24 protein-coding genes are annotated in these 23,623 nt (G+C 72.3%); 12 read left to right on the top strand and 12 right to left on the bottom strand.

Annotated features, from left to right (window positions below; genetic code table 11):
* Nucleotides 1–411: 411 nt before the first annotated feature.
* From ACQP10_RS28540 to ACQP10_RS28520, 5 genes are all read left to right on the top strand, one after another.
* Nucleotides 412–1,239: a peptidyl-tRNA hydrolase gene (locus ACQP10_RS28540; RefSeq protein WP_433540054.1), complete on the top strand. Its 828-nt coding sequence runs from the start codon at nt 412–414 to the stop codon at nt 1,237–1,239.
* Between the two features lie 223 nt (nt 1,240–1,462).
* Nucleotides 1,463–2,404 carry a hypothetical protein gene (locus ACQP10_RS28535; protein WP_390004647.1) on the top strand — a complete coding sequence of 314 codons (942 nt, stop codon included), beginning with the start codon at nt 1,463–1,465 and terminating at the stop codon, nt 2,402–2,404.
* A gap of 126 nt (nt 2,405–2,530) precedes the next feature.
* The gene (locus ACQP10_RS28530; protein WP_346023195.1) at nt 2,531–3,124 is read left to right on the top strand and encodes a Maf family protein; all 594 of its coding nucleotides are present in this window, start codon (nt 2,531–2,533) and stop codon (nt 3,122–3,124) included.
* Between the two features lie 75 nt (nt 3,125–3,199).
* Nucleotides 3,200–3,970, top strand: a complete 771-nt coding sequence (locus ACQP10_RS28525) for an EI24 domain-containing protein (RefSeq protein WP_390004643.1) — start codon at nt 3,200–3,202, stop codon at nt 3,968–3,970.
* A gap of 109 nt (nt 3,971–4,079) precedes the next feature.
* On the top strand, nt 4,080–5,216 hold the full coding sequence (locus ACQP10_RS28520; RefSeq protein ID WP_390004640.1) for a DUF4192 domain-containing protein: 1,137 nt from the start codon (nt 4,080–4,082) through the stop codon (nt 5,214–5,216).
* Nucleotides 5,217–5,240: 24 nt separating this feature from the next.
* On the opposite strand, the gene ACQP10_RS28515 is transcribed toward ACQP10_RS28520, so the two are convergent.
* Nucleotides 5,241–5,579, bottom strand: a complete 339-nt coding sequence (locus tag ACQP10_RS28515; protein WP_179826577.1) for a hypothetical protein — start codon at nt 5,577–5,579, stop codon at nt 5,241–5,243.
* 144 nt (nt 5,580–5,723) lie between these two features.
* Here ACQP10_RS28515 and ACQP10_RS28510 point away from each other — a divergent pair, with 144 nt between their 5' ends.
* A complete protein-coding gene (locus ACQP10_RS28510; RefSeq protein WP_390004638.1) occupies nt 5,724–6,353 on the top strand; it encodes a DUF1707 and DUF4870 domain-containing protein in 630 nt (209 codons plus the stop codon).
* Nucleotides 6,354–6,522: 169 nt separating this feature from the next.
* On the opposite strand, the gene ACQP10_RS28505 is transcribed toward ACQP10_RS28510, so the two are convergent.
* The gene (locus tag ACQP10_RS28505) at nt 6,523–6,813 is read right to left on the bottom strand and encodes a septal ring lytic transglycosylase RlpA family protein (RefSeq protein WP_346023191.1); all 291 of its coding nucleotides are present in this window, start codon (nt 6,811–6,813) and stop codon (nt 6,523–6,525) included.
* On the opposite strand from ACQP10_RS28505, the gene ACQP10_RS28500 reads away from it, so the two are divergent.
* Nucleotides 6,797–7,240, top strand: coding sequence for a hypothetical protein (locus ACQP10_RS28500; protein WP_433540053.1), 444 nt, complete (start codon nt 6,797–6,799; stop codon nt 7,238–7,240). The two genes, ACQP10_RS28505 and ACQP10_RS28500, sit on opposite strands and share 17 nt — an antisense overlap.
* A gap of 626 nt (nt 7,241–7,866) precedes the next feature.
* Here ACQP10_RS28500 and ACQP10_RS28495 read toward each other — a convergent pair.
* Nucleotides 7,867–9,399 carry an ATP-dependent DNA ligase gene (locus tag ACQP10_RS28495; protein ID WP_433540052.1) on the bottom strand — a complete coding sequence of 511 codons (1,533 nt, stop codon included), beginning with the start codon at nt 9,397–9,399 and terminating at the stop codon, nt 7,867–7,869.
* Between the two features lie 195 nt (nt 9,400–9,594).
* A complete protein-coding gene (locus tag ACQP10_RS28490) occupies nt 9,595–9,969 on the bottom strand; it encodes an FKBP-type peptidyl-prolyl cis-trans isomerase (protein WP_179826583.1) in 375 nt (124 codons plus the stop codon).
* Between the two features lie 459 nt (nt 9,970–10,428).
* Here ACQP10_RS28490 and ACQP10_RS28485 point away from each other — a divergent pair, with 459 nt between their 5' ends.
* The 4 genes from ACQP10_RS28485 to ACQP10_RS28470 all read left to right on the top strand — a co-directional run bounded on the left by ACQP10_RS28485 (nt 10,429) and on the right by ACQP10_RS28470 (nt 14,848).
* Entirely contained in the window at nt 10,429–11,721 is a 1,293-nt protein-coding gene (locus tag ACQP10_RS28485) for an ABC transporter substrate-binding protein (RefSeq protein ID WP_346023188.1), read from the top strand.
* 182 nt (nt 11,722–11,903) lie between these two features.
* The gene (locus tag ACQP10_RS28480) at nt 11,904–12,887 is read left to right on the top strand and encodes a carbohydrate ABC transporter permease (RefSeq protein WP_390004630.1); all 984 of its coding nucleotides are present in this window, start codon (nt 11,904–11,906) and stop codon (nt 12,885–12,887) included.
* Between the two features lie 91 nt (nt 12,888–12,978).
* A complete protein-coding gene (locus ACQP10_RS28475; RefSeq protein ID WP_179826588.1) occupies nt 12,979–13,782 on the top strand; it encodes a carbohydrate ABC transporter permease in 804 nt (267 codons plus the stop codon).
* A gap of 70 nt (nt 13,783–13,852) precedes the next feature.
* A complete protein-coding gene (locus ACQP10_RS28470) occupies nt 13,853–14,848 on the top strand; it encodes a LacI family DNA-binding transcriptional regulator (RefSeq protein ID WP_346023186.1) in 996 nt (331 codons plus the stop codon).
* Nucleotides 14,849–14,899: 51 nt separating this feature from the next.
* Here ACQP10_RS28470 and ACQP10_RS28465 read toward each other — a convergent pair whose 3' ends face one another.
* From ACQP10_RS28465 to ACQP10_RS28450, 4 genes are all read right to left on the bottom strand, one after another.
* Complete coding sequence (locus ACQP10_RS28465) at nt 14,900–15,898, bottom strand: LacI family DNA-binding transcriptional regulator (RefSeq protein ID WP_346023185.1); 999 nt, start codon at nt 15,896–15,898, stop codon at nt 14,900–14,902.
* A complete protein-coding gene (locus ACQP10_RS28460) occupies nt 15,895–17,265 on the bottom strand; it encodes a GH1 family beta-glucosidase (protein ID WP_433540051.1) in 1,371 nt (456 codons plus the stop codon). The genes ACQP10_RS28465 and ACQP10_RS28460 overlap by 4 nt, the downstream gene beginning before the upstream one ends.
* Nucleotides 17,266–17,964: 699 nt before the next feature.
* Nucleotides 17,965–18,810 (bottom strand): general stress protein, encoded by an 846-nt coding sequence (locus ACQP10_RS28455; protein ID WP_433540050.1) that lies wholly within the window; start codon nt 18,808–18,810, stop codon nt 17,965–17,967.
* 138 nt (nt 18,811–18,948) lie between these two features.
* Nucleotides 18,949–20,391 carry a GuaB1 family IMP dehydrogenase-related protein gene (locus ACQP10_RS28450; RefSeq protein ID WP_346023182.1) on the bottom strand — a complete coding sequence of 481 codons (1,443 nt, stop codon included), beginning with the start codon at nt 20,389–20,391 and terminating at the stop codon, nt 18,949–18,951.
* Nucleotides 20,392–20,525: 134 nt separating this feature from the next.
* Between ACQP10_RS28450 and ACQP10_RS28445 the strand changes: the two genes are divergently transcribed.
* Nucleotides 20,526–20,990, top strand: coding sequence for a GyrI-like domain-containing protein (locus tag ACQP10_RS28445; RefSeq protein WP_346023181.1), 465 nt, complete (start codon nt 20,526–20,528; stop codon nt 20,988–20,990).
* A gap of 63 nt (nt 20,991–21,053) precedes the next feature.
* On the opposite strand, the gene ACQP10_RS28440 is transcribed toward ACQP10_RS28445, so the two are convergent.
* From ACQP10_RS28440 to ACQP10_RS28425, 4 genes are read right to left on the bottom strand one after another with little or no spacing between them, the layout of a single operon-like run.
* On the bottom strand, nt 21,054–21,587 hold the full coding sequence (locus tag ACQP10_RS28440; protein ID WP_433540049.1) for a hypothetical protein: 534 nt from the start codon (nt 21,585–21,587) through the stop codon (nt 21,054–21,056).
* Nucleotides 21,587–21,826: a helix-turn-helix transcriptional regulator gene (locus ACQP10_RS28435; RefSeq protein ID WP_346023179.1), complete on the bottom strand. Its 240-nt coding sequence runs from the start codon at nt 21,824–21,826 to the stop codon at nt 21,587–21,589. Before ACQP10_RS28435 ends, ACQP10_RS28440 begins: the two co-directional genes overlap by 1 nt.
* A gap of 16 nt (nt 21,827–21,842) precedes the next feature.
* A complete protein-coding gene (locus ACQP10_RS28430) occupies nt 21,843–22,754 on the bottom strand; it encodes an ABC transporter permease (protein WP_390004619.1) in 912 nt (303 codons plus the stop codon).
* Entirely contained in the window at nt 22,751–23,593 is an 843-nt protein-coding gene (locus ACQP10_RS28425; RefSeq protein WP_346023177.1) for an ABC transporter ATP-binding protein, read from the bottom strand. The genes ACQP10_RS28430 and ACQP10_RS28425 overlap by 4 nt, the downstream gene beginning before the upstream one ends.
* Nucleotides 23,594–23,623 lie beyond the last annotated feature (30 nt).

The raw sequence follows: 23,623 nt of genomic DNA, 5'->3' as shown, positions 1-23,623 counted from the left end.
CCGTTCCGCCGGTGTGGACCCGACGGGGTCGGGGTGATCCCCGGCGGAACGCGCGGAAGGACTCGCTTCGGGCGCGGGAGGGGTCGTCGGTGGAGTTCGGGTGTGGTGGGGGGAGGGCTTCCGGGTGGAGTCCGGCGCGCGCGGCCGGAAGGTGCAGGATTTCCTTCCGTCCGACCTTTTCGGGGGATGACAAGCGGTCGAACCGGTCTGTGGAAGGATTTCTTCTTTCCGGTCCGCGCCTGATCCGTGATCGCCGCTTTCCTTCGGCCCTTTCTGCTATTAAGCGCCGTTAATATCCTTTGTGTCTTATGACTCTTTCGTCCGGATTTCGCGGTCCGGCGCCCGGGCATCCCGCCGTGCCGGGCGGACCCCCGGTCCCGGCACCCTCGCCGGGCGGGCACCCTGGAAGGCGTGAACGAGTCGAACGGACAGCGGGGCGGGTACGGCGCCGCGGAGGACATCGAGGTCGCGGGGACCACGGGGGCCGCGGACGGCGGGGAGACGGCCGCGGCGGCCGGGCGGCCACGGCGGGACGAGGACGCGGCCGGGCAGCGGGTGCTCCCGCTCGTGGTCCGGATCGAACGGGCGACCCCGCCCGAGCGCACCGACGCCCTGGAGGCGGCCGCCCTGGCCGTGCTGACGCTGCTCGACGCCCCGCAGGCGGCCCCCGGCGGCGAGTGGGCCGAGGCGGTCCGCGCCTGGGAGGACGGCCGGATCAGGAAGGTCGTACGGCGGGCACGCGGAGCCGAGTGGCGCCGGGTGCTCGCCCTGCCCGGCCTCACCGCCACCCACGGCACCGCCGAGGTCCGGGTCCACCCGCCGGTCCCGCTCGACGCCTGGCCCAGGGACCTGTCGCGTCTCCAGGTCTCCGGCACCGACCTGTCCGACTCCGCCGAACCGGCACCGCCCGAGCCGGGGGAGCCGGTCCTGTGGGTGAACCCGGGCCTTTCGATGTCGGCGGGCAAGGCGATGGCCCAGGCCGGGCACGCCGCCCAGCTCGCCTGGTGGGCCGGCGACGAGGCCGCGCGCCACGCCTGGCGGGAGCGCGGCCTGGCGGTGGCCGTGCGGACCGCCGCGCCCGGCGCCTGGGAGGCACTGGCCGGTTCCGGCCTGCCCGTGGTCAGGGACGCCGGGTTCACCGAGATCGAGCCCGGCTCCCGCACGGTCGTCGCGGACGTCCCGTGGCTGCGCCGAGGCGAGCCGTACCCCGCGGGTGCGAGGCCGTCCGGACGGTCCTGATGTGCGACCCGCCCGGAGATCCCGGGAACCGGGAGGCGGAGCGGGGGCCCGGAGCGGGTCCGTGCGGTGGCCCGCCTTTGGGCAGGTGCCGTACCAAACGTGAAAAAACCACTCGTTTTCTAAGTGTGATGGGTATCCCGCACGGGATAAGCCGATTTGTCGTACGCTCCCGATCGTGCTCGATGGGGTGGGTGGGACCGGAGGGACCCGTGGGACGGGTTCCGTGCCGACATACGTGGTGGCCGAGGCGGAGACCTCCGAGTTGCCGAAGATCGTCGTCGAGCCCGGGCCCAAGCACCCTCCGGTCTCACCGGTGAAGCGGTCCCGCATCGGCGACCTGCCGATGCGGGTGATCTACCGGTTCCTGGCCGTGACCGTCGCCGTGGTCGTGGCCGCCGTGGCGGCGGTGATCGGCTTCATGTCGTCCGGCTCCTCAGACCGACCGGGCGGAGAGGCGCCGGGGCCGATCGCCGCGCCATCTGCCGCGACGCCCCCGCCCGGTCCCAGTTCATCGCCCGAGCCGCCGTCGGCGTCCTCCTCGGCGTCGGCCTCCCCGTCCGCCGCGCCGACCGCGAGCGCGACCCCCGCCACGCCGCCCCGGAGCGCCGCGGTGCTCGCCGCCCTGGCCGACCCCCGCGTCCCCGAGCTGCCGGACGACAAACGGCTCGGCCGGCTGCCCGGCAAGCCGCACGCCACCAAGCGCCGGATCCGGGACACCCGCTCCGGGGTGTCGCTGGTCCGCTTCGGCAAGCCGTGGAAGGGCTACGGCACCGCGCCGTTCGCCACCAAGCAGGTCCTGCCGAAGGCCAGGGGCGCGGCCACCCGCGCGATGCTCGTGAGCTGCCCGGTGCCGATCAACGTGCAGGAGACCGTCAAGGACACCGCGCTGCTGGCCGCACGCTGGACGCTCAACCACCACCCCCGCGGCGGGAAGATCACCTGGACGGCATCCCAGCCGATCAAGGACGGCTGGATGCTGGCCTACCAGGTGAGATACAAGGTCAAGGGCAAGTCCCGCCGTTCCATGGCCGCGGTCGCGGTGAAGGAGATCCCCGGCGCCGCCAAGCCGGCCCTCGTCTTCGTGACCATCCCCGACGCCCAGCGCTCCCGCTGGCGCGACATCAACACCGCGATCTCCTCGATCTCCACGCTCAAGCCGGAGTAGGACCGGCCGCGTCGTCCGCGCGGGAGCGGCCGTCCGCTCCGGATCCGGCGCCTTCCGCCGGCGCCGTGCCCGCCCGCGGGAGGGACCGTCCCTCGCCCGTCACGGCGGACGCTAGGCTCGGCAGACGTGACCAGGATCGTTCTCGCCTCAGCCTCACCCGCCCGTCTCGCCCTCCTGCGCAGCGCGGGGCTCGACCCCGAAGTCATCGTCAGCGGCGTCGACGAGGAGGCCGTCACCGCCGACACCCCGGGCGAGCTCTGCCTCACCCTGGCGCGCGCCAAGGCGGCGGCCGTGGCGCGTGACGTGACCGACGGCCTGGTCATCGGCTGCGACTCGATGCTGGAACTCGACGGCCGGGCCTACGGCAAGCCGTCCTCGCCCGAGGAGGCCGTCGCCCGCTGGCGGTCCATGCGCGGTCGCGAGGGCCGCCTGCTCACCGGCCACTGCGTGATCGACACCACGAGCGGCGCGCAGGTGTCGGAGGTGGGGGCCACGGTGGTGCGCTTCGGAGCGCCCTCCGACGAGGAGATCACCGCCTACGTCGCCACCGGCGAGCCCTGCCGGGTCGCGGGCGCCTTCACCCTGGACGGCCCCGGCGGCTGGTTCGTCGAGGGCATCGAGGGCGACCACGGCAACGTCCTGGGCATCTCCCTGCCCCTCCTGCGCCGCCTCCTCACCACGCTGGGGGTCTCCGTGCCGGGCCTGTGGCGGCAGGCCTGACCTTCGGCCGGGGATGCTCCGGCCGGAGACGACGGCGTCGTACGGTGATCGGCCGCTCCCGCTAATCTTCCGGCCATGGGTCATTTCCGCTCCTTCGCGAAGGGCGCCGGTTTCTTCCTCCAGGGACTGCGCTGGGTCGCGCGCAACCCCCGGTGGTGGCTGTTCGGTCTGGTGCCGGCGCTGATCGCGTTCGTGCTCTACGCCGTCGCGCTCTACTTCCTCGGATCCAACGCGCGGGACATCGCCGAATGGATGACGCCGTTCGCCGCCGGATGGGGGGAGGCGGCGCGCACCGCGCTGTACACCCTGCTCGGCGTGGTCCTCTTCGGCGCCGGAGTGGTCCTGGCCGTGGTGACCTTCACCGCGGTGACCCTGATCCTGGGCGGGCCCTTCTACGAGAAGCTCTCCGAGAAGGTCGAGGAGAGCGACGGGGAGCTGCCGGAAGGGCCCGACGTCCCGCTCTGGAAGTCGATCCCCCGCTCCATCAGGGACAGTCTGGTCATCCTGGGCTACACGCTGCTGTTCACGATCCCGCTGTTCTTCCTCGGTTTCGTGCCGGTGGTCGGTCAGACGGTGGTGCCGGTCCTGGGCGCGCTCGTCTCCGGCTTCTTCCTCACCGCCGAGCTCACCACGCTGGCCATGGAACGCAGGGGCATGCGGCGCGGGACACGCTTCGCCCTGCTCAGATCGGACAAGGCGGCCGTGTTCGGGTTCGGGGTGCTGCTCTTCCTCATCTTCCTGATCCCGCTGGCAGCGGTGGTCGCGATGCCGGCCGCCGTGGCGGGAGCGACGGTCATGGTGCGGAAGCGCCTGGTGCCCGCGGAGCCTCTCCACCGGCAGGACTGACGCCGGGGCGGCGGAGGGTTCTCCACAGGCCGGCCCGATCCCGGCCAGCCGTCCACAGAACGGGATTCGACCCGACGGGGGAGACCCGGAACGCGCGAGGCTCTGGGCCATGACAACCGACCTCCCGGCCTCGCCCGCCCCGTCCGTCCAGCCCGTCTCCCTCGCCGACCGGCCCGGCCTCCTGCTCAGGTCCACCGAGGACATCCTCGGCGCCGTGCCGTACCTCCTGGGGTTCCACCCCGCCGACAGCCTCGTGGTGATCGGCCTGCGGGGCCGTCCTCCTCGGGGACGGCTGCATCTCACCGTCCGCTGGGACCTGCCGCCGGTCGACCCGGACGCCGCCCAGGTCGCCGCGGTGTTCCGCCGGGAGGGGGTCACCCAGGTCATCCTGGCCGGATACGGCACCGGCCCCCTGGTGACCCCCTCCATGGACGAGGCCGTCGCGGCCTTCCGCCGGGGCGGCCTCGTCGTCGTCGACGCCCTGCGGGTGGAGGACGGCCGCTACTGGTCCTACCTCTGCTCCCGGTCCGGATGCTGCCCTCCGGACGGCACGCCGTACGATCCCCGGGCCGGGGAGATCGCGGCCCGGGCGACCGTGCGGGGGCTGGTCGCCTTCCCCGATCGCGAGTCCCTGGCCAGGTCGCTCGACCCCGTCGGCGGCGCCGCGCGGGAGGCCATGCGGCAGGCCACGGCCCGGGTCACGAGGGAGATCGGGGAAAGGCTCGCCGTCTGCGGCGACGTCGACGGGTTCGCGGCGGAGTTCGTGGCCGACGGCGTGGCCCGGGTCCGCGCGGCCATCGGCGCCTACGCCGCGGGCGGACGGCTCGACGACGAGCAGGTGGCCAGACTGGGGCTCGACCTGGCGGTGGTCCGCGTCCGCGACGAGGCGTGGGCGCTCGTCACCGACGACTCCTGCGACGTCCACCGCCGGCTCTGGCAGGATCTCACCCTGCGGCTGGAGCCACGGTTCGTCCCGCCGGCCGCCTCCCTGCTCGGTGTGGTCGCCTGGCGGGAGGGCGACTCCGCGCTGGCCGGGATCGCCCTGACCCGCGCGCACGAGGCCGACCCCGGCTACTCCATGGCCAACCTGCTCATGCACGCGCTGCGGCACCTGGTCCCGCCGCAGGCGCTGAAGGACAGGATGCCCAGCCCCGAGGAGCTGGACCAGGAGATGGGCAGCCCCCGGGCCGCGTGGCTGCTGCCCATGATCTCTCTGCTGGAGGAAACCGGGACGCCGGCCGGATGACCGGCCGGTCCGGCGTCACCACCGTCAGTCTTCGGCGAGCTTGCGGCGCTCGTTGTAGGCCCGCATCCGCGGCGGGTAACCGGTCAGCTGCACGTCGTAGACCGGAAGCGACAGGTCACGGGCCACCTTGCGGATCACCGCGGGGGAGCCGACCCGGCGCCTCGTCCACTCACCGTCGTCCGCGATGGCCATCGCCGTGGTGTCCGTCGCGAAGGTCTCCGGCTCGACGTAGAACTCGACACCCCGGCGTGACTTGGCGAAGGCGATGAGCGCCTCGATGTCGGCGTCGGTGGCCTCACGATCGAACTTGGCGATCTTAGGGCCGCCTCGCCGCCTCAATCCGTAGCGATCCCGCCATCTCATGCCTCTTATATACATCTCCCAGGGGTCCGGCGGTGTGATGCCAGGGTGATCTCTAGGGGATATCCAAGGGTTTATCCGGATGGACCGACCGAAAGCTCGCCACAATCATGGAGGTAAGCCAGCGACGAAAGGTATGTCGGTCTCATGCAACGCACAGCGACACCGGGGGCGAACCCGTGGCGCGAAACCGGGGTGTCCCCCGCTCCGGGGCCGGGCTACGCCGGTCTGCGGGTCAGCAACCAGGACCGGGAGCAGGTCGTCGAGCACGTCAAGGCCGCCTATGCCGAGGGACGGCTCGACAAGTTCGAGTTCGACGACCGGCTGGAGCGGGCCATGACGGCCCGCGTCCACGGTGACCTCATGCCGATCATGTACGAGCTGTACGGCTCCCGCCCCGCCGTACCCGCGTTCCACCCGCCGGTGGGCGGGCGGTCCCTCCCACATCCCGCCGCGCGGGCGAAGGACGGGGGCGACCGCGTGGGCGCGGCGGCGGCGCACCTGCTGCCGCTGACCGGCCTGCTCGCGATCGGCCCGCTGATCATGTTGCTCGCCGCCGGCAGGACCTCGCCCTACATCCGCAGGCACGCGGTCGAGGCGCTCAACTTCCAGTTGACGCTGCTGGGGGCGACCGTCCTCCTGGCCATCACCGTCGTGGGCGCCGTGCTGATCCCGGTGGCCTGGATCGGCGCCGTGGTGCTGTCGGTGGTCGGCGGAGTCAGGGCGCTGGCCGACGACGACTTCCGGTACCCGCTGACGATGCGCCCGGTGAAGTGAACCTCCCCGCCGGCCGGGAGGGGGCCGGCCGGACATGAGGGCTTCACCGCACGGGAGGGACCCGGGCGGGCGGGAGGGGGCCGGGGGCGGGATCTCACCGGCAGGCACCACCGACGGGCGGTGGGGGGCGGGCGGTCGCGGGGAGTTCACCGGCAGGTCGGGGGACCGGTCAGGTGGCGAGGACCTCGTACTCGACCCGCATGACGCCCGCGCCGGTGTCGCCGATGGCGGAGAAGGCCGCCCTGGACAGGTCCAGGCAGCGTCCGCCCGTGTAGGGGCCGCGGTCGTTGATCCGGACCGTCACCGACTCGCCGTTGGCCGGGTTGGTCACGCGGACCTTGCTGCCCAGGGGGAGGGTCCTGTGGGCGGCGGTCATCGCGTCCGGGTCGAAGCGCTCGCCGCTGGCGGTCATCTGCGGCTCGTCGTAGTAGGAGGCGCCGCAGGTGCCGCTGGAGATCACGCGTCCCGCGCGCGACGTGTCGCGGGTGCCGGACCGCCGCGTCTTCGATCTGCTCGCCGCCTCGCCCTTCGGCGTGTTCCGCGCGGTGCTCTCGGTCGTGTGCCTGGCGGTCCTCCCGGTGTCCTTCGACGTGGAGGCGGTGTCCCGCCCACCCCCGGACCGCGGACGCGGGGCGGCCTTGGCGATGGGGCGCGTTACGGAGGACGTTCCCGTCGTGGCGGGGGTCCCAGGGGAGGCCGCGGGTGAGGGGGAGACACGGGGGCTCACCTCGTCGGCGGCCGCGGAGGCGTTCGGACGGGGCGTCCCCGAGGAGGACTTCTCCGAGGGAGACGCCGAGGGGGAGGCGAGGACGCCCGGCGCGGCGTCGTCGGGGCCGCCGGCCTGCCGGGGAGTGAAGACGGCCGAAGCGGACGCCCGGGAGGCGTGATCGTCGGCCGAGAGCGCCCAGGCGGTGCTCGACACCGCGACCACCGCGGCGGCGCCGGCGGCCATGACCGCCAGGCGGCGCCGGTTCGCCTCCGGCTTCCGGAAGGGGAGTGTCTTGTCGGACGGGGGAGCGGAATGCAGGCCCAAGGGTAACCACGGTCCAAGATCGGGGACAGGACGCGAGACGGCCATGGGGCACGGGGGACCAGGGGGATGCAGGCCGTTCTCGTAGGCGGGGAGACGGAATGTCGCCCACGTAATGTGGTCGAACATATGCGACAAAGAACTGGCAAAGGAAACTTAAAGCGCTACAAGTGATTCATCTCACTGTGCCAATGAATCTTGATGAATGCGCCAAGAAATGATCGTGCGCAGGTCACGAGGGATCATGCCGACGTCCGGATCCGCGATCTCCGGATTGGCCCGCAGGGTTGCGAGCGTACGCGGTGAATCTTGGAAATACCGGCGAAATGCGGATTCCCGTCTGGCGCGCAGGTGGCCTGCCGCACGCGTCGAACGCGATGATCCGTCCGGCGGCGTGCCGGGGTGGGGCGGCGAACCCCCGGGGAGGCGCTGTGGCCGCTCATGCCTCCGGATCGTTTCCCCGGTTCGGGGCTCTGGCGGCGGTCAGAGCATGAGGGAGCGCACCGTCTCGACGGTGTCGGCCTCGTCGGCGCTCTTGTCGGGGCGATAGCGGATCACCCTGGCGAAACGCAGCGCCATGCCACCGGGGTAGCGGCTCGACTGCTGGACCCCGTCGAACGCGATCTCGACCACGAGCTCGGGATGGACGGCGACCGCCCAGCCGTCGGTGGGACCATCGGCGATCTCCAGCAGGCGGCCGGTCTGCCACGCCAGCAGCTCGTCGGTCAGCCCCTTGAAGGTCTTGCCGAGCATGACGAAACCGCCGGTGCGCGGATCGAGCGCCCCCAGGTGAAGGTTGGAGAGCCTGCCCTGACGCCGGCCGTGACCCCATTCGGCGGCGAGGACGACCAGGTCGAGGGTGTGCCGGGGCTTCACCTTGACCCATCCGGCGCCGCGCCTCCCGGCGGCGTAGGGCGCTCGCAGGGACTTGACCACCACGCCCTCGTGGCCGCTCCGGAGCACGTCCTTGAAGAACGCCTCGGCGCTCGCGAGGTCGTCGGTCACCAGCCGGGGGGTCACCAGCTCCGCGGGGACGGCCGCCGCGAGGGCGGCGTGGCGGGCCTCGCCGGGCAGGTCGAGCAGGTCGGCGCCGTCCACCCGCAGCGCATCGAAGAAGAACACGCTCAGCGGGGTCTTCGCGCGCATCCCAGGCACGTCGAGGCGGCTCGACACGCGGCCGGAGGTGACCTGGAAGGGCTGGGGGCGGCCGTCGGGACGCAGAGCGATGACCTCGCCGTCCAGGACCAGGTCCGCGGCGGGCAGCGCGCGGACCGCCTCGACCAGCTCGGGCACCTGGGCGGTGATGTCGTCGAGCGTGCGGGTGAAGACGGTCACCTCGTCGCCGGAGCGGTGCGCCTGCACCCGGACGCCGTCGAGCTTCCATTCGAGCGCGACCGGCCCGCTCAGCTTGTCCAGCGCGGCGGCCATCGAGGCGGAGCTCTGGGCGAGCATCGGGGCGACCGGATGGCCGACCTCCAGGTGGAAGGCGCGCAGGGCCTCGACCCCGCCCGCCAGCGCGGCGGCGCCCACGGCGGGAAGCCAGCCGCGCAGGGTCAGCGCCCGCCGGACCTCCGCCACCGGGACCCCCGCGGCCTTGGCGACGGCCTCCGTCATCACCCCGTGCAGCGCGCCCTGGCGCAGCTCGCTGCGGAGCAGCCGGGACAGGAAGACCTGCTCCTGGCGGGTGACCGCGCCGAACAGCTCGTCGAGCAGGGCCTTGCGTGCGAGCTGGGAGCCGGGGCCGGCCTGGGCCTTGATGCGGTCGAGGAGGCCGTTCACCTCGCGCAGGGTGGCGGTCGCGACCAGGCGGGGCTCGGGCGGGTCCTGCAGTGCGGCCCAGCCCACGCCGACGTTGCGCTGGGGCAGCTCTCCGGAGAGGTAGGAGATGGCGATCTCGGCCTCGCCGGGCTCGGTCCTGCCGAGCAGCTCCGCGAGCTGGGCGATCTTCGCCAGGCGTGCCGGGGTGGCCGCCACGGCGGCCGAGGTGCGTGCGAGCTCGATCAGCAACACAGCCATCACCCTACGAGTCGCGGCCGGTGTTCCGGCGACGAGGGCCGCCGCTTTTCCGGGGACCCTGCCCGGGAACGGGAGCCTGCCCGGGAACGAGGCCCTGCCCGGGAACGCGTGGCGGTCCAGGAACGGGCGGCCGTCCGGAAGCGGGTGACCGATCGGGGCCGGCCGCCCGGGGACGGACGGCCGCCCGCGGTGACGTCAGTTCACGCCGAGCAGGTCGACGACGAAGATGAGCGTCTCACCCGGCTTGATGAGGGGCCCCGCGCCGCGGTTGCCGTAGCCGAGGTGGGGCGGGATGACGAGCCGGCGGCGGCCGCCGATCTTCATGCCCGCGACGCCCTGGTCCCATCCCGCGATCACCCGGCCGGCCCCCAGCGGGAACTGGAAGGTGTCGCCGCGGTTCCACGAGGCGTCGAACTCCTCGCCGGTGGAGAAGGCGACGCCGACGTAGTGCACGGTGACCATGTCACCCGGCTTGGCCTCCTGGCCGCTTCCCTCGACGATGTCGGTGATCTGCAGCTCCGAGGGGGCCGCACCCTCGGGGAAGTCGATCTCCGGCTTCTCCAGTGCCACGTGGTTCTCCTTATCGGTTGCGCGCCGGCCGGTTTCCGGCCGACCGGACGACTCTACGGGGTCCGGCGGGCACGCGAGGGACGGAGGCACCCCCTCCGGGTCCGGGCGTGGCGCCGCGGGCGGGCGGATCGCCCGATGAACGTGAGAGAGCGATTTCCCATCGGGGCCCGGCCGGGCTTCCTCCGGTTTCCGGGCCGGAGACAGAACAAGATTCCGGTGTGTGCGGACGTCTCGGGGGGAGCGCTCCCACAAGCCTTTGGAGATCTCTTCGGAATGGCATTGAGCTGGTCTGATTTGAACCGGAAGAGGTCGAGGCACCGGAGACGCCGCCCTCACTCGCACGGCTCGGTAACGGCGATCGTTATCCCCGGGGATGTTGACACGCCTCCCATGTGCCATCAACCTCTCTCCCTGAGAGCGCTCTCTTCATGATCATCTTGAGGACCCAGGGAGGGTTCCATGAGCACCCCACGCCGATTGCTCGCCCCGGTGGTCACCGCGTCCGCACTCGCCCTGAGCCTCGCCGCCTGTGGCGGCGGTGCCGCCACCGACGGCGCGGACGCCGCCAAGCCGGGGGAGAAGATCAAGCTGACGGTCGCCCTCTTCGGCGACTTCGGCTTCAAGCCGCTGTACGAGGAGTACAGGAGGACCCACCCCGACGTGGAGATCGTCGAGCGGGTGACGAAGTTCGACGACCACCACAACAACCTGGTCAAGCAGTTGGCCACCAACGCGGGCGCCGCCGACGTCGAGGCCGTCGAGGTGGGCTTCATCAGCACCTTCACCGCCCAGCCCGCCAAGTTCCGCGACCTCAAGGAGTTCGGGCTGGACCGGCGGAAGAGCGACTACCTCGACTGGAAGTGGCAGCAGGGCCTGTCGAAGGACGGCTCCACGCTGCTCGGCCTCGGCACCGACGTCGGCGGCCTGGCCATGTGCTACCGCAGGGACCTGTTCGAGAAGGCCGGCCTGCCCGCCGAGCGCGAGAAGGTCTCCGAGCTCTGGCCGACGTGGGACGCCTACATCGAGACCGGCAAGAAGTTCACCGAGGCCGAGGTGCCGGGCGCCAAGTTCGTCGACAGCCCGGGAGAGCTGTTCCGGGCCATGGTCAACCAGGCCCCGACCGGCTTCTACGACCAGCAGGACAACCTCATCGCGGGCGGCAACCCGGACGTGCGGAAGGCGTGGGACACCTCCGTCAAGGTCGTCCAGAACGGATTGTCGGCCAAGCTCGCCGCCTTCTCCCCGCCGTGGAACACCGGCTTCGCCAAGGGCTCCTTCGCCACGATCATCTGCCCCGCCTGGATGACCGCCTACATCCAGGACCAGGCCAAGGACGCCGCGGGCAAGTGGGACATCGCCACGGTGCCCGGCGGCGCCGGCAACAGCGGCGGCTCGCACCTCATGGTGCCCAAGCAGAGCAAGCACCCCAAGGAGGCGGCCGAGCTGATCGACTTCCTCACCTCCAAGGAGAACCAGGTCAAGGTCTTCAAGGAGACGGGCAGCTTCCCCTCCATCCCCGCTCTCTACGACGACCCGTCGATCCAGGGCTTCACCAAGCCGTTCTTCAACGACGCCCCGGTCGGCAAGATCTACTCCGAGGCCGCCAAGGCGCTCAAGCCCCAGCACCTCGGGCCGAAGGAGGCCCTGGTCCGCGCGGCCTTCGGTGACGGCATCGGACGTGTCGAGCAGGGCAAGCAGCAGCCCGAGGAGGCCTGGAACCAGGCCCTCAAGGACGCCGAAACCGTCAAGTGACGGCGCGGCCGGCCCGGGACGACCGGGCCGGCGCCCCCGGCCCGAGCCGACGCCCCGGCCCCGACCCCGCGTAGCGCGCTCGGTCCCGCGCCGGCGTCCCGGTCCCCTGACCCGCCGACCCCCGAAAGCGACCCCTCCGGGCCCCTCGAAAACGACCCCCCGACCTCCCGAAAGGCCCAGCCATGGCCACTCGTGCCCCGGACCGGCCGGCGGCCACGATCACGGGGCGGGCGTCCCACCGCCCGCCCCGGCGCTTCCTGAGCCACCGGTTCGACATGAAAGTCTCGCCGTACGCCTACGTCGCCCCGTTCCTCGTCCTGTTCTGCGCGTTCGGCGTCTTCCCCCTCGTCTACACCGCCTGGGTGAGCCTGCACGAGTGGACCCTGCTCTCGGACGTCCACAGGTTCATCGGCCTGGACAACTTCGCCACGCTGCTCGGCGACGGCTACTTCTGGAACGCCACCTTCAACACCCTGTCCATCGGGGTGCTGTCCACCGTCCCGCAGCTGGTCATGGCGATCTGGCTGGCGAGCCTGCTCAACCGCCCGCTGCGGGCGCAGACCTTCTTCCGGATCACCCTGCTGCTGCCCAACGTGACCAGCGTGGTCGCGGTCGTGGTGATCTTCAGCCAGCTGTTCGGCCGCGACTTCGGCCTGATCAACTGGATGCTCTCCTGGTTCGGTGGCGACGGCGTCGCCTGGAGCGAGGGCACCCTCTCCTCGCACGTCGCCCTCTCCGTCATGATCATGTGGCGGTGGACGGGGTACAACGCCCTGATCTTCCTCGCCGCCATGCAGGCCGTGCCACGGGAGCTCTACGAGGCGGCGACCCTCGACGGGGCGTCGCCGTACACCCAGCTCCGGAGGATCACCATCCCGATGATCCGGCCGACGATCATCTTCGTGGTGATCGTCTCCACGATCGGGGCGATGCAGATCATCGCCGAGCCGCTGCTGTTCGGCGCGGGCACCAACGGCGGCAACATCGTCACCGGCGGGCCGGACCGGCAGTTCCAGACGCTCGCGCTCTACGTGTACGAGCGCGGCTTCGTCAACTTCGACTTCGGCTACGCCTCGGCCGCCTCGTGGGTCATGTTCGCCTTCGTGGTGGTCGCCGCGGCCGTCAACTACCTGTTCATCAGCCGTTCGCGGGGAGACCTGACATGACCTGGCCGGCGCACAGAGGATCCGGGGACGACCGGAACGGCCCGGGCGGCCGGGACGACCGGCGCGACGGGCGGAAGGGGGTGAGCGGCCGGTGAGGCTGCGCTATCTGACGCTGACCGCGGTGGCGTTCTTCTCCGCGTTCCCCCTGTACTACAGCGTGGTCGTCGCCTCCCGCGACAACGCCGCGCTCGCCCAGGTGCCGCCCCCGCTGCTGCCCGGCGGCAACTTCCTCGCGAACGTGCAGCGGGTCTTCGACACCGTCCCGTTCGGGCTGGCGCTGCTCAACTCGTTCGTGGTCTCCGGTTCGATCGCCCTCACCGTGATGTTCTTCTCGACGCTGGCCGGTTTCGCCTTCGCCAAGCTGCGGTTCCGGGGCAGGAACGCCATGCTGCTGATCACCGTGGCGACCATGATGGTCCCGGCCCAGCTCGGCATCATCCCGCTGTACATGCTCATGGTGAAGGTCGAGTGGACCGGCACCATGTACGCGCTGGTGGTCCCGGCGCTGGTCAACGCGTTCGGTGTGTTCTTCATGACCCAGTTCCTGCAGCGCGCGCTGCCGACGGAGCTGCTGGAGGCGGGCAGGATCGACGGCTGCACCACCTGGGGGCTGTTCCGCCACGTCGTGGTCCCGGCGGCCCGGCCGGCGGCGGCGGTGCTCGGCATGCTCACGTTCATGACCGCCTGGAACGACTACTTCTGGCCGCTGGTCGTCCTGACCCCGGAGAACCCGACGGTGCAGGTGGCCCTGTCCACGCTCGCCAGCGGGTACGTCAACGACTTCGTGCTCGGGCTGTCGGGGACCGCGCTGGGGACCCTGCCGCTGCTCCTGGTGTTCGCGCTGCTCGGCAAGCAGATCATCGGAGGCATCATGCAGGGGGCGGTGAAGGGGTGAGCCGCGCCGGGCGGCGCGCCGCGGCGCCCGGGTCCGCCCGACGGAAAAAGGACTGCTGGGGGAGTGGCAGATGAGACGACCCACTTTGGAGGCGGTCGCAGCCCGCGCCGGAGTCTCCCGGGCGACCGTCTCCCGGGTGGTGAACGGCCAGGCCACCGTCACCCCGGACATCCGCGAGACGGTGATGCGGGCGGTGCGCGAGCTGGGTTACGTCCCCAACGGCGCGGCGCGGAACCTGGTCACCCAGCGGACCAACTCGATCGCGCTGGTGGTGTCGGAGTCGCCGAACCGGGTGTTCTCCGACGACCCGATGTTCTCCACGGTCATCCGCGCGGCCAGCCTGGAGTTGGAGGCCGCGGGCAGGCAGACGGTGCTGCTGCTGGCCGGGTCGCCGGAGAGCCACGCCCGGGTGGAGAACTACATCGGCGGCGGCCACGTGGACGGCGTCATGCTCGTGTCGAGCCACAGCGCCGACCCGCTGCCCGGCGCGCTCACCCGGTTGCGCGTCCCGGTCGTGTCGTACGGCAGGCCCGCGGTGCCGGTCGAGATCCCCTACGCGGACGGCGAGAACGCGGCGGGCGCCGAGCGCGCGGTACGGCACCTGCTGGAGCGGGGCCGCCGCCGGATCGCGACCATCGCCGGGCCGCTGGACATGGTCGCCGGCCAGGACCGCCTCGCCGGATACCGAGACGCCCTGCGGGAGGCCGACCGCCGCTCCATCGTCGCGGTCGGCGACTTCACCCGCGAGTCGGGCGCGACGGCGATGCGGCAGCTCCTGGAGGACGATCCGGAGCTGGACGCGGTGTTCACGGCCAACGACCTGATGGCGATCGGGGCCCTGTACGCGCTGCGTCAGGCCGGCCGCTCCGTCCCCGGCGACGTCGCGGTCGTCGGCTACGACGACATAGAGGCGGCCCGCTACACCGATCCGCCGCTCACGACGGTCCGCGCCTCGCACGCCGAGCAGGCCGCCACCATGGTGCGGCTGCTGCTCGCGCTCATGGAGGGAGGACCGGCCGAGCCGGTGATCATGCCGGCCGATCTCGTGGTCAGGCAGTCCACATAGCAGCGGCCAGGCGGCCTGCGCAGAGGTGCCGGGAGGCCCGTGCGGAGGCGGTCAGGCGGCCCTCGTGGACTCCCGCACGACGAGCTCGGTGGGCAGCACCACGGGCCCTCGCTCCTCCAGGCCCAGGACCATCCGGGCGAGCCGCCGCCCCATCTCCTCGGTCGGCTGCCGGACCGTGGTCAGCGGCGGCTCGGCGTAGGAGGCGGCCGGGATGTCGTCGAAGCCGACGACCGCGACGTCGCCGGGGACGGAGCGGCCGGCGTCCCGCAGCGCCCGCAGCGCTCCCAGCGCCATCAGGTCGTTGGCGGCGAACACCGCGTCCAGCTCCGGGTCGTCGGCCAGCAGGTGACGCATGGCCGCCGTTCCCGACTCGCGGGTGAAGTCGCCGACCGCGACGATGGAGCGGCGGTCGGAGTCGCGCAGGGCGTTCCGGTAGCCGGTGAGGCGGTCGATACCGGCGACCATGTCCTGGGGGCCCGCGATGGCGGCGATCCGGCGGCGGCCCCGCTCCAGCAGGTGCCGCACCGCGCGCTCGGCGCCGCCGACGTTGTCCATGTCCACGTACGGCAGCTCGCCGGCCATGGTGGGACGTCCACTGCAGACCACCGGGACGCCCCGGCGGGCGAGGATCGCCGGAAGCGGGTCGGAGCCGTGCATCGACGCCACGATCACGCCGTCCACGTGCCCGTTGGTGGCGTAGCGCTCGACCCGGCGGTAGCTGCCCTCGGTGCCGGCGAGCATCAGCACGAGCTGCTTGTCGGCCTCCTCGAACTCCATGCTGACGCCCCGGATGATCCCGCCGAAGGTCGGGTCGTCGGAGAAGACCCTGGTGGAGGGCTCGGGGAAGACCAGGGCTATCGAGTCGGCGCGCTGGGTGACCAGGCTTCGCGCCGCCTGGTTGGGGACGTAGCCCAGCTCGTCCACGGCGCGGATGACCGCCTCACGGATCTGCGGGGCCACCCGGGTGGAGCCGTTGATGACGCGGGAGGCGGTCGCCCGGGACACTCCGGCCCGGGCGGCCACCTTCTCCAGCGTCGGCCGTGCCCTCACAGGCCGTTCCGCCGGATGACGTCGCGATACCACAGGGCGCTGTCCTTGGGGGTGCGGCGCTGGGTGGTGTAGTCGACGTGCACGACGCCGAACCGCTTGCCGTAGCCCTCGGCCCATTCGAAGTTGTCCATCAGCGACCACACCATATACCCGCGCAGGTCGGCCCCCTGCTCGATGGCGGCGTGCGCGGCGCGCAGGTGCGCGTCGAGGTAGGAGACCCGGTCGGGGTCGTGGACCGCGCCGTCCTTCACCTCGTCGTCGAAGGCCGCGCCGTTCTCGGTGATGACCAGCGGGGTGCCCGGGTAGTCGCGCGACAGCCGTACGAGGAGGTCGGTCAGGCCGAACGGCTGGATGGCCCAGCCCATCGCCGTCTTCGGGGCGTCGGCGCCGCCGAAGACGATCCCCTCGCTGCCGGGGAAGACCGGGCTGGCGGGCTCGCCGGGGCGGGCCGCGACGGTCTGCGGGGTGTAGTAGTTCACGCCCAGCAGGTCGATCGGCCGGCTGATGGTCTCCAGGTCGCCGTCCTCGACGAACGACCAGTCGGTGAAGCGGCGGGCCCGCTCGACCACGTCGGCGGGGTACTCGCCGCGCAGCACCGGGTCGAGGAAGATCCGGTTCTGCAGGCCGTCCACCAGGGAGACCGCGACGGGGTCGTCGCCGATCACCGGCGCGAGGTTCAGCGTGATGCCGACCTTCGCGGCCCCGCCGGCCCGCAGCGCGCCGACGGCGAGCCCGTGGCCGAGCAGCAGGTGGTGGACGGCGGTGAAGGCCAGTTCGGGCTCGGCGCGGCCGGGGGCGTGGATGCCGGAGCCGTAGCCGAGGAACGCCGAGCACCAGGGCTCGTTCAGGGTGGTCCAGGTCTCCACCCGGTCACCCAGCCGGGCGTGCATGATCGCGGCGTAGTCGGCGAAGCGCTCGGCGGTGTCCCTGGCGATCCAGCCGCCCCGGTCCTCCAGGCTCTGCGGCAGGTCCCAGTGGTAGAGCGTCACGATCGGGGTGACGCCGGCCTCGTGCAGCTCGTCCACCAGGCGGTCGTAGAAGTCGAGGCCGCGCGGGTTGACCGGGCCGGACCCGTCGGGCTGGATGCGGGGCCAGGAGACGGAGAAGCGGTAGGCGGCCAGGCCCAGGTCGCGCATCAGCCGGACGTCGTCGCTGCGGCGGTGGTAGTGGTCGCAGGCCACGTCGCCGGTGTGTCCGGCGCGGACCTTGCCGGGGGTCCGGGAGAAGGTGTCCCAGATGGAGGGGCCTCTGCCGTCGTCCGCGGCCGCGCCCTCGATCTGGTAGGCGGCGGTCGCCGCCCCCCACAGGAACCCCTCGGGGAAGGTCAGCGGGCCGGTGTCGCTGGACCCTGTGGCGGACGTGGTCATCTCTGGGGCTCCGTTCTGTCGGTCACGCGCGTGAGAGCGCTCTCCCGAGAATCTCGTTCCAGAGAAGGCGTGTCAAGAAAAACCCGACGGTAACCGTACTGTCACGGATATCGCTTCGAGTAGAAAGAGCCGACAAATCTTCCAGAGAGCGCTCTCACAACTCCGGACGGATCGCCCGGGGGAGGACGCGTGACCGGGCTCCGCCGCCGTCCCGTCGGCGAGCGTGGCCCGGCTCGGCGCCCGCCGTCACCGCGTGCGGGTCCCCGGGCGGCGGAGCCGCCGCCCCGGCGCGCGGCCTCCACCGGGTACGGCGAGCGCGACGGCGGGGCCGCCGGCGGGCGGGACCGTCAGTATCCACTCCCCGGTCCGGGACGTCGAGGCCGGCTCGCCACTTCGCCAGGGCCCCGGAGGCCGCCTACGTCACCGCGTTCGGCGAGGGCACCGTGCCGGTGGCCGAAGTCCGCCCCGGCGAGACCACCAGTGATCCACGTGGGGGACGACCCCGTGGGGATCACCGTCGGCCGCCTGGCCGACGGGGAGATCGGGCGGCGGGTCGTCGCCGCGAGCCGGAACGACGGAGGGCGCGGGGGCCACGGTGCTCGCCGTGGCCCCCGCGCCCTCCGTGTTCATCGGCTCCGCCAGGACCTGCCGCGGATCCCCCGCGGCGAGGATCCGAGGCGGGGATCCGCGGAACAGAACCTAGGAGCGGCTCGGGTCGGCCGTGTCGCGGTCGGGCCGGGGAGCCTGCGCGGGAACCGAAGGACGCCCGTCCCCCGGCCGCTCGTCCCCCGGCCGGCCGGTCACGGGGTGCCCGTCCACCGGCCGCTCGGTCACGAGGTGCCCGTCCGCCGCCTGCCCGTCCACCGGCCGTCCGGCCATGGGGCGCTCGTCCGCCGCCTGCTCGTCCGCCGCCTGCCCGGTCACCGGGTGCTCGTCCGCCGGCCGTCCGGCCGCGGCGCCGGGATACCGGACGCTCGGGGCGGTGGGCCGTACGGCGTCCGGGTCGTAGATGCCCGCCGACGGCGGCACCTCGACGACGACGGTGTCGGCGGGGCCGCTGGCGGCCTCGATCACGGCGCGGGCGTCGCCCAGGTGCGAGGCCGCGACCAGCACGTCGTAGCGGCCGGCGACGATCGCGCTGCGCGAGACGAAGTCCCGCTTGCCGCCGGTGAAGAAGTGGTTGACGAACCCGAACGCGGCCCCTACCACCGCGCCCCAGAGCGCGGCCCAGAGCACGAGCACGACGAACGACATCGTGGTGGAGGTGAAGAGCCCGAGGAAGGCCCCCACCACGGCGCCGAACGCCAGGCCGTTGCCGGCGCCCCGCAGCGCGGCCCTGCCGTTGGTCATCCGGCCGGTGACGGTCTCCTCCAGCCGCAGGTCGCTGCCGACGATCGCCACGTGCTCGACGGGGAATCCCGCGTCGGAGAGCATGTCCACGGTCCGCTGGGCCGCCGCGTAGTTGTCGTAGCCGACCAGCACTCTCCGGTCCACGACGACGAGCCGCTCCGCGGGCGTCGTCGTGGCGGTGGGTACATGTGTCATGTCCGCTCGCCTTCCCGCTGTGTCAGTGGGTGATCGGACAGGCGACTACCCCGGCGCGCGGCGACAATGCGCGCGCCCGCCGTACAGGTGTGTGACCGTACGGCGGGCGCGGACAGGACACGGGCGGAGAAGCGCGGATTACCAGCTCTGGTGCAGCGGCATGCCCTCGGTGTAGCCCGAGGAGCTCTGCACGCCCACGACCGCGCGCTCGTGGAACTCCTCCAGGTCGGCCGCCCCGGCGTAGGTGCACGCCGAGCGCAGGCCCGCCACGATGGCGTCGATCTGGTCCTCGACGCTGGGCCGGACCGGGTCGAGGTACATCCTGGAGGTGGAGATGCCCTCCTCGAACAGCGCCTTGCGGGCCCGCTCGAAGGGGGAGTCCTCGGCGGTGCGCAGCTTCACCGCGCGGGCCGAGGCCATGCCGAAGTTCTCCTTGTACCTGCGGCCGTCGGCGGCCGTGCGGGTGTCGCCGGGCGACTCGTACGTGCCGGCGAACCAGGAGCCGATCATCACGTTGGACGCCCCGGCGGCCAGGGCGAGGGCCACGTCGCGCGGGTGGCGGACGCCGCCGTCGGCCCAGACGTGACGGCCCAGGCGGCGCGCCTCGGCCGCGCACTCCAGCACGGCGGAGAACTGCGGGCGGCCCACACCGGTCATCATCCGGGTGGTGCACATGGCGCCCGGTCCGACGCCGACCTTGAGGATGTCCGCCCCGGCCTCGACGAGGTCGCGCACCCCGGCGGCGGTGACGACGTTGCCCGCGGCGACCGGCACGCCCGGGTCGAGCGCCCGAACCGCCTTCAGCGCGCTGATCATCTTCTCCTGGTGTCCGTGGGCGGTGTCCACCACCAGGCAGTCCACCCCGGCCTCCAGCAGCTCCCCGGCCTTGGCGGCCACGTCGCCGTTGACGCCGACGGCCGCGGCGACGCGCAACCTGCCCGAGGCGTCCACGGCGGGCTTGTAGAGCGTGGCCCGCAGCGCGCCGGTGCGGGTGAGGATGCCGACCAGCCGGCCGTCGCCGTCGACGATCGGGGCGAGCCGGTGGCGGCCCTCGTGGAGCCGGTCGAACGCCTCGCGCGGGTCCAGGCCGGCGGGCAGGGTGAGCAGGTGGTCGGAGGACATGACCTGCGACAGCTGCGTGTACATGTCCACGCCGCCGCAGTCGCCCTCGGTGACCACGCCTATCGGGCGGTTGTCCCAGTCGACGACGATGATCGCGCCGTGCGCCCGCTTGGGGAGCAGGTTGAGCGCCTCGCCGACGGTGTCGTGTGAGGTGAGGGTGAGCGGGGTGTCGTGGACCAGGTCACGCCGCTTGACCCAGTCGACGACGTCGGCCACCACCTCGATGGGGATGTCCTGCGGGATCACGGCGATGCCGCCGCGGCGGGCGACGGTCTCGGCCATGCGGCGCCCGGCGACCGCCGTCATGTTGGCCACGACGATCGGGATCGTGGTGCCGGTGCCGTCGTGGGCGGCGAGGTCGACGGAGAGGCGTGAGCCGATCGAGGAGCGCGACGGGACCATGAAGACGTCGCTGTACGTGAGGTCGTAGGCCGGGGTCATCCCATTGAGAAACTTCACGTTCCCCCACCTTATCCGGTGATAATGCGGCAGGAGACTTCCCCGTTCCGGCGATCGGGAACGGAGACCGCCGCTCCGGGCTGCAGCTAGGATCCCGTTTGCGCGAATCAAGCGGGATGGCCATGGGAGGCGTTGTGATCGTCGTTGATCGGCCCGAGTTGCTGGTCGTCGGCCGTGCCGTACGGACGTCGAACGCCGAGGAGGGGGAGGGCCGGGGAAGGCTGGCCGCGCTGTGGGCGCGGGTCGGGGTCCCCGGAGCGTTCGCCCACGTCCCGGGCCGGGTGGACGAGAACGTCTACGCGGTGTACACCGACTACGAGAGCGGTCACCACGGCGCCTACACGGTGGTCGTCGGGGCGGCGGTGCGCAGCGCCGCCGCCATGCCCGAGGGGATGGTCGCGGTACGGGTGCCCGCCGTGCCGTGCCTGAAGCTGGAGGCCCGCGGGCAGATGCCCGAGACACTGCTGGACGCCTGGCAGCGGCTGTGGAAGCACACCGAGTCGGGCGGCACCCCGCCCCGCGCCTTCACCACCGACCTTGAGGTCCACCACGCCGAGGGCGTGGACGTCTACGCCGCGGTCTTCCCCTCGATGGGCTGACGGGGCGGGCGGCCGGACCCGGTGACCGTCCGGCCCACGCCTCGGCCGTTCCCCGGCCGTCCCTCAGTCGTCCTCGTCCTCGTCGTCCCGTGGCGGGTCGGGCATCCGCCAGGCCGCCAGGAGGGACGGCAGGATGAGGTGCGTCGCGATCATGGCGTACACGAGCAGGAAGATCGCGGTCGTCGGGACCTCGACGACCGGCCTGCCCCCGTCGGCGAGGAGGACGAGCGCGAGGACCGCGCCGAGCATGATCGTGGTGCCCCGGCGGGAGTCGGCCTGGAGCCGCAGGCGTTCGAGGGCCTGCCGCTCGTCGAGGTGCCGCTCGGCGAGGCCGATGACGCCGCGGGTGGCTCCGACGAGGGCCGAGTAGACCACCGCGTAGATCACCAGTGCGGCCCCCCACAGGGCGAAGGTGGTCCACATCGCCAGGGAGCTCGGTGCGAGGTACCAGCACACGACCGCGCTGATCCAGCCCAGCGCGGCCGAGGCGGCGCCCACGCCGGCCAGGACGCGGCGGCTCCGGCGGGTGGCGTACCAGGAGCGGGGCGGCCAGGCGCGATAGTGCTTCTCCATCTGCTCGGGGGTCAGGCCGCCCATCACTTCACCTCACTGCCGAGTCGGGGGAACGGTTTCAGGGAGAAGACGACCTCCAGCGGCACCTCGAAGTACGCGGCGATGCGCAGGGCCAGGTGCAGGCTGGGGCTGTACTCACCGCGTTCGAGGTAGCCGACCGTCTGGTAGTGGACGCCCAGCGCGGTGGCCAGGTCCTTGCGCGACACGCCGCGCTCGGCCCGCAGCACCGAGATCCTGTTGTAGACGTCTTCCGTGGCCACCACGGTAGTCTCCCAGCTCTCAGGACGCCTGCGCGGCCGGTCGCCGATCGGCGAGCCGTGACCCGGACTCCCGCCGGGTCACCCGGCGGACCATGACCGGGGCCAGCAGCATCCCCGCGACCGCCCACGCGCCGAGCGCCACGGCCACCCAGGGCAACCGCCAGCTGCCGGCGATCTCGGCGGCGAGCATGCTGTCGGGCATGAACGCCGCCCGCAGGCCGAGCCCCTGCCAGTAGAGGGGGAACGCCTGCGAGATCCACTGGACGGGCTCGGGCATGAAGGTCACCGGAATCATGACGCCGGAGGTCACCATCAGGATCATCATCGGCAGGCCCACGGCCCCCGCGGCGGTCTTCGGGTTGGGCAGCAGGCAGCCTATGGCGACGCCCAGCGGGACCACCGCGACCGTGCCGAGCAGCAGCGCCCAGGCCAGCGTCAGCCAGTCGCGGGGCAGCCCGGCGTCGCCGACGACCACGCCGGTGGCCAGGATCAGCACGCCCTGCATGACGATCTGGCAGAGGAAGGTCACCGCTCGCCCGGTGAGGTAGGCGGTGATGCCGCCGGGAAGGGTGCGCAGCCGCAGCAGCGTCCCGTCCTCCCTGTCGGCGGTCAGCGCCATCGGCAGCGCCATGAGCCCGTTGGAGAAGACGGTGAACGCCAGGAAGCCGATGGTCATGAACGTCGACTGGGAGACGCCGGTGCCCTCCACCGGGCCGTCGCCGATCCACAGGATCAGCAACGCGAAGATCCCGACCGTGCCGACCGTGTTGTTGATCAGCTCTCTGCGGTCCCTGACCAGGTGCAGGTACTCCGTCCAGCCCCGTCGCAGCCCGATGCGCAGTCCCCTGGCGTTCACGCCGTCCCCTTTCGTCCGGGGCGTCCCGGTGGTCGTGCCGTCCGGAAGGGCCGTCGTGGTCGTCGTGCCGGTCATGCCGCCCTCCCGATGAGGCTCAGGTAGTTCTCCTCCAGTGACGGGCGCCGGACCTGCAGGCCCGGCACCGGGCCACCGAACCGCTCGTGCAGCTCCCATGCCGCCCGCGACGGGTCGGCCGTGGTGAGGACCCGCTCGCGGCCGTCCTCCAGCCAGCGCACCTGCGACTCGGCCCGTACGGCGTCGGCCAGCTCGGCCGGGCTCCCGCACGCGACGATCTCCCCGCGGACCAGGATGGCGGTGCGGTGCGCCAGCTTCTCGGCCTCGGCGAGGTCGTGGGTGGTCAGCAGCACCGTCATGCCGTCGGCGGCGAGTCTCTCCACCAGCAGGTGGAACTCCCGCCGCGCCTCCGGGTCGAAGCCGGTCGTCGGCTCGTCCAGGAACAGCAGCTCCGGCCGGCCCACGATGCCGAGCCCCACGTCGAGGCGGCGGCGCTGGCCGCCGGACAGGCGGCTCACCCGTTGCGCGGCCTGCTCGGTGAGCCCCAGCGCGGCCAGCAGTTCGTCGGGGTCGCGGGGGTGGTCGTAGAACTCCCCGACGTGGGCCAGCAGCTCCCGGACGCCCCAGCGGCCGTGGTCGCGCCAGCTCTGCAGCACGATCCCGAGCCTGGCCCGCCAGGCGTCGCCGCCGCGGGCCGGGTCGGCGCCCAGCACGCTCACCTCGCCCGCCGACCGGTTCCGGAAGCCCTCCAGGATCTCGATCGTGGTGGTCTTGCCCGCGCCGTTGGGCCCGAGCAGCGTGAAGATCTCGCCGCGCCGGATGTCGAGGTCGACGCCTCGCAGCACCTCGGCCGTGCCGTACGCCATCCGCAACCCGCGAACGCTCACCGCAGTACTCATGCCATGGAATGTAGTACACCTACTACATTC

Origin of the sequence: Streptosporangium sandarakinum (genome assembly GCF_050942225.1) — a bacterium.
In the GTDB taxonomy this organism is placed as follows: Bacteria; Actinomycetota; Actinomycetes; order Streptosporangiales; family Streptosporangiaceae; genus Streptosporangium; species Streptosporangium nondiastaticum.
The sequence above is the reverse complement of the archived record's forward strand: the minus strand, read 5'-3'. Positions and strand labels throughout refer to the sequence as shown.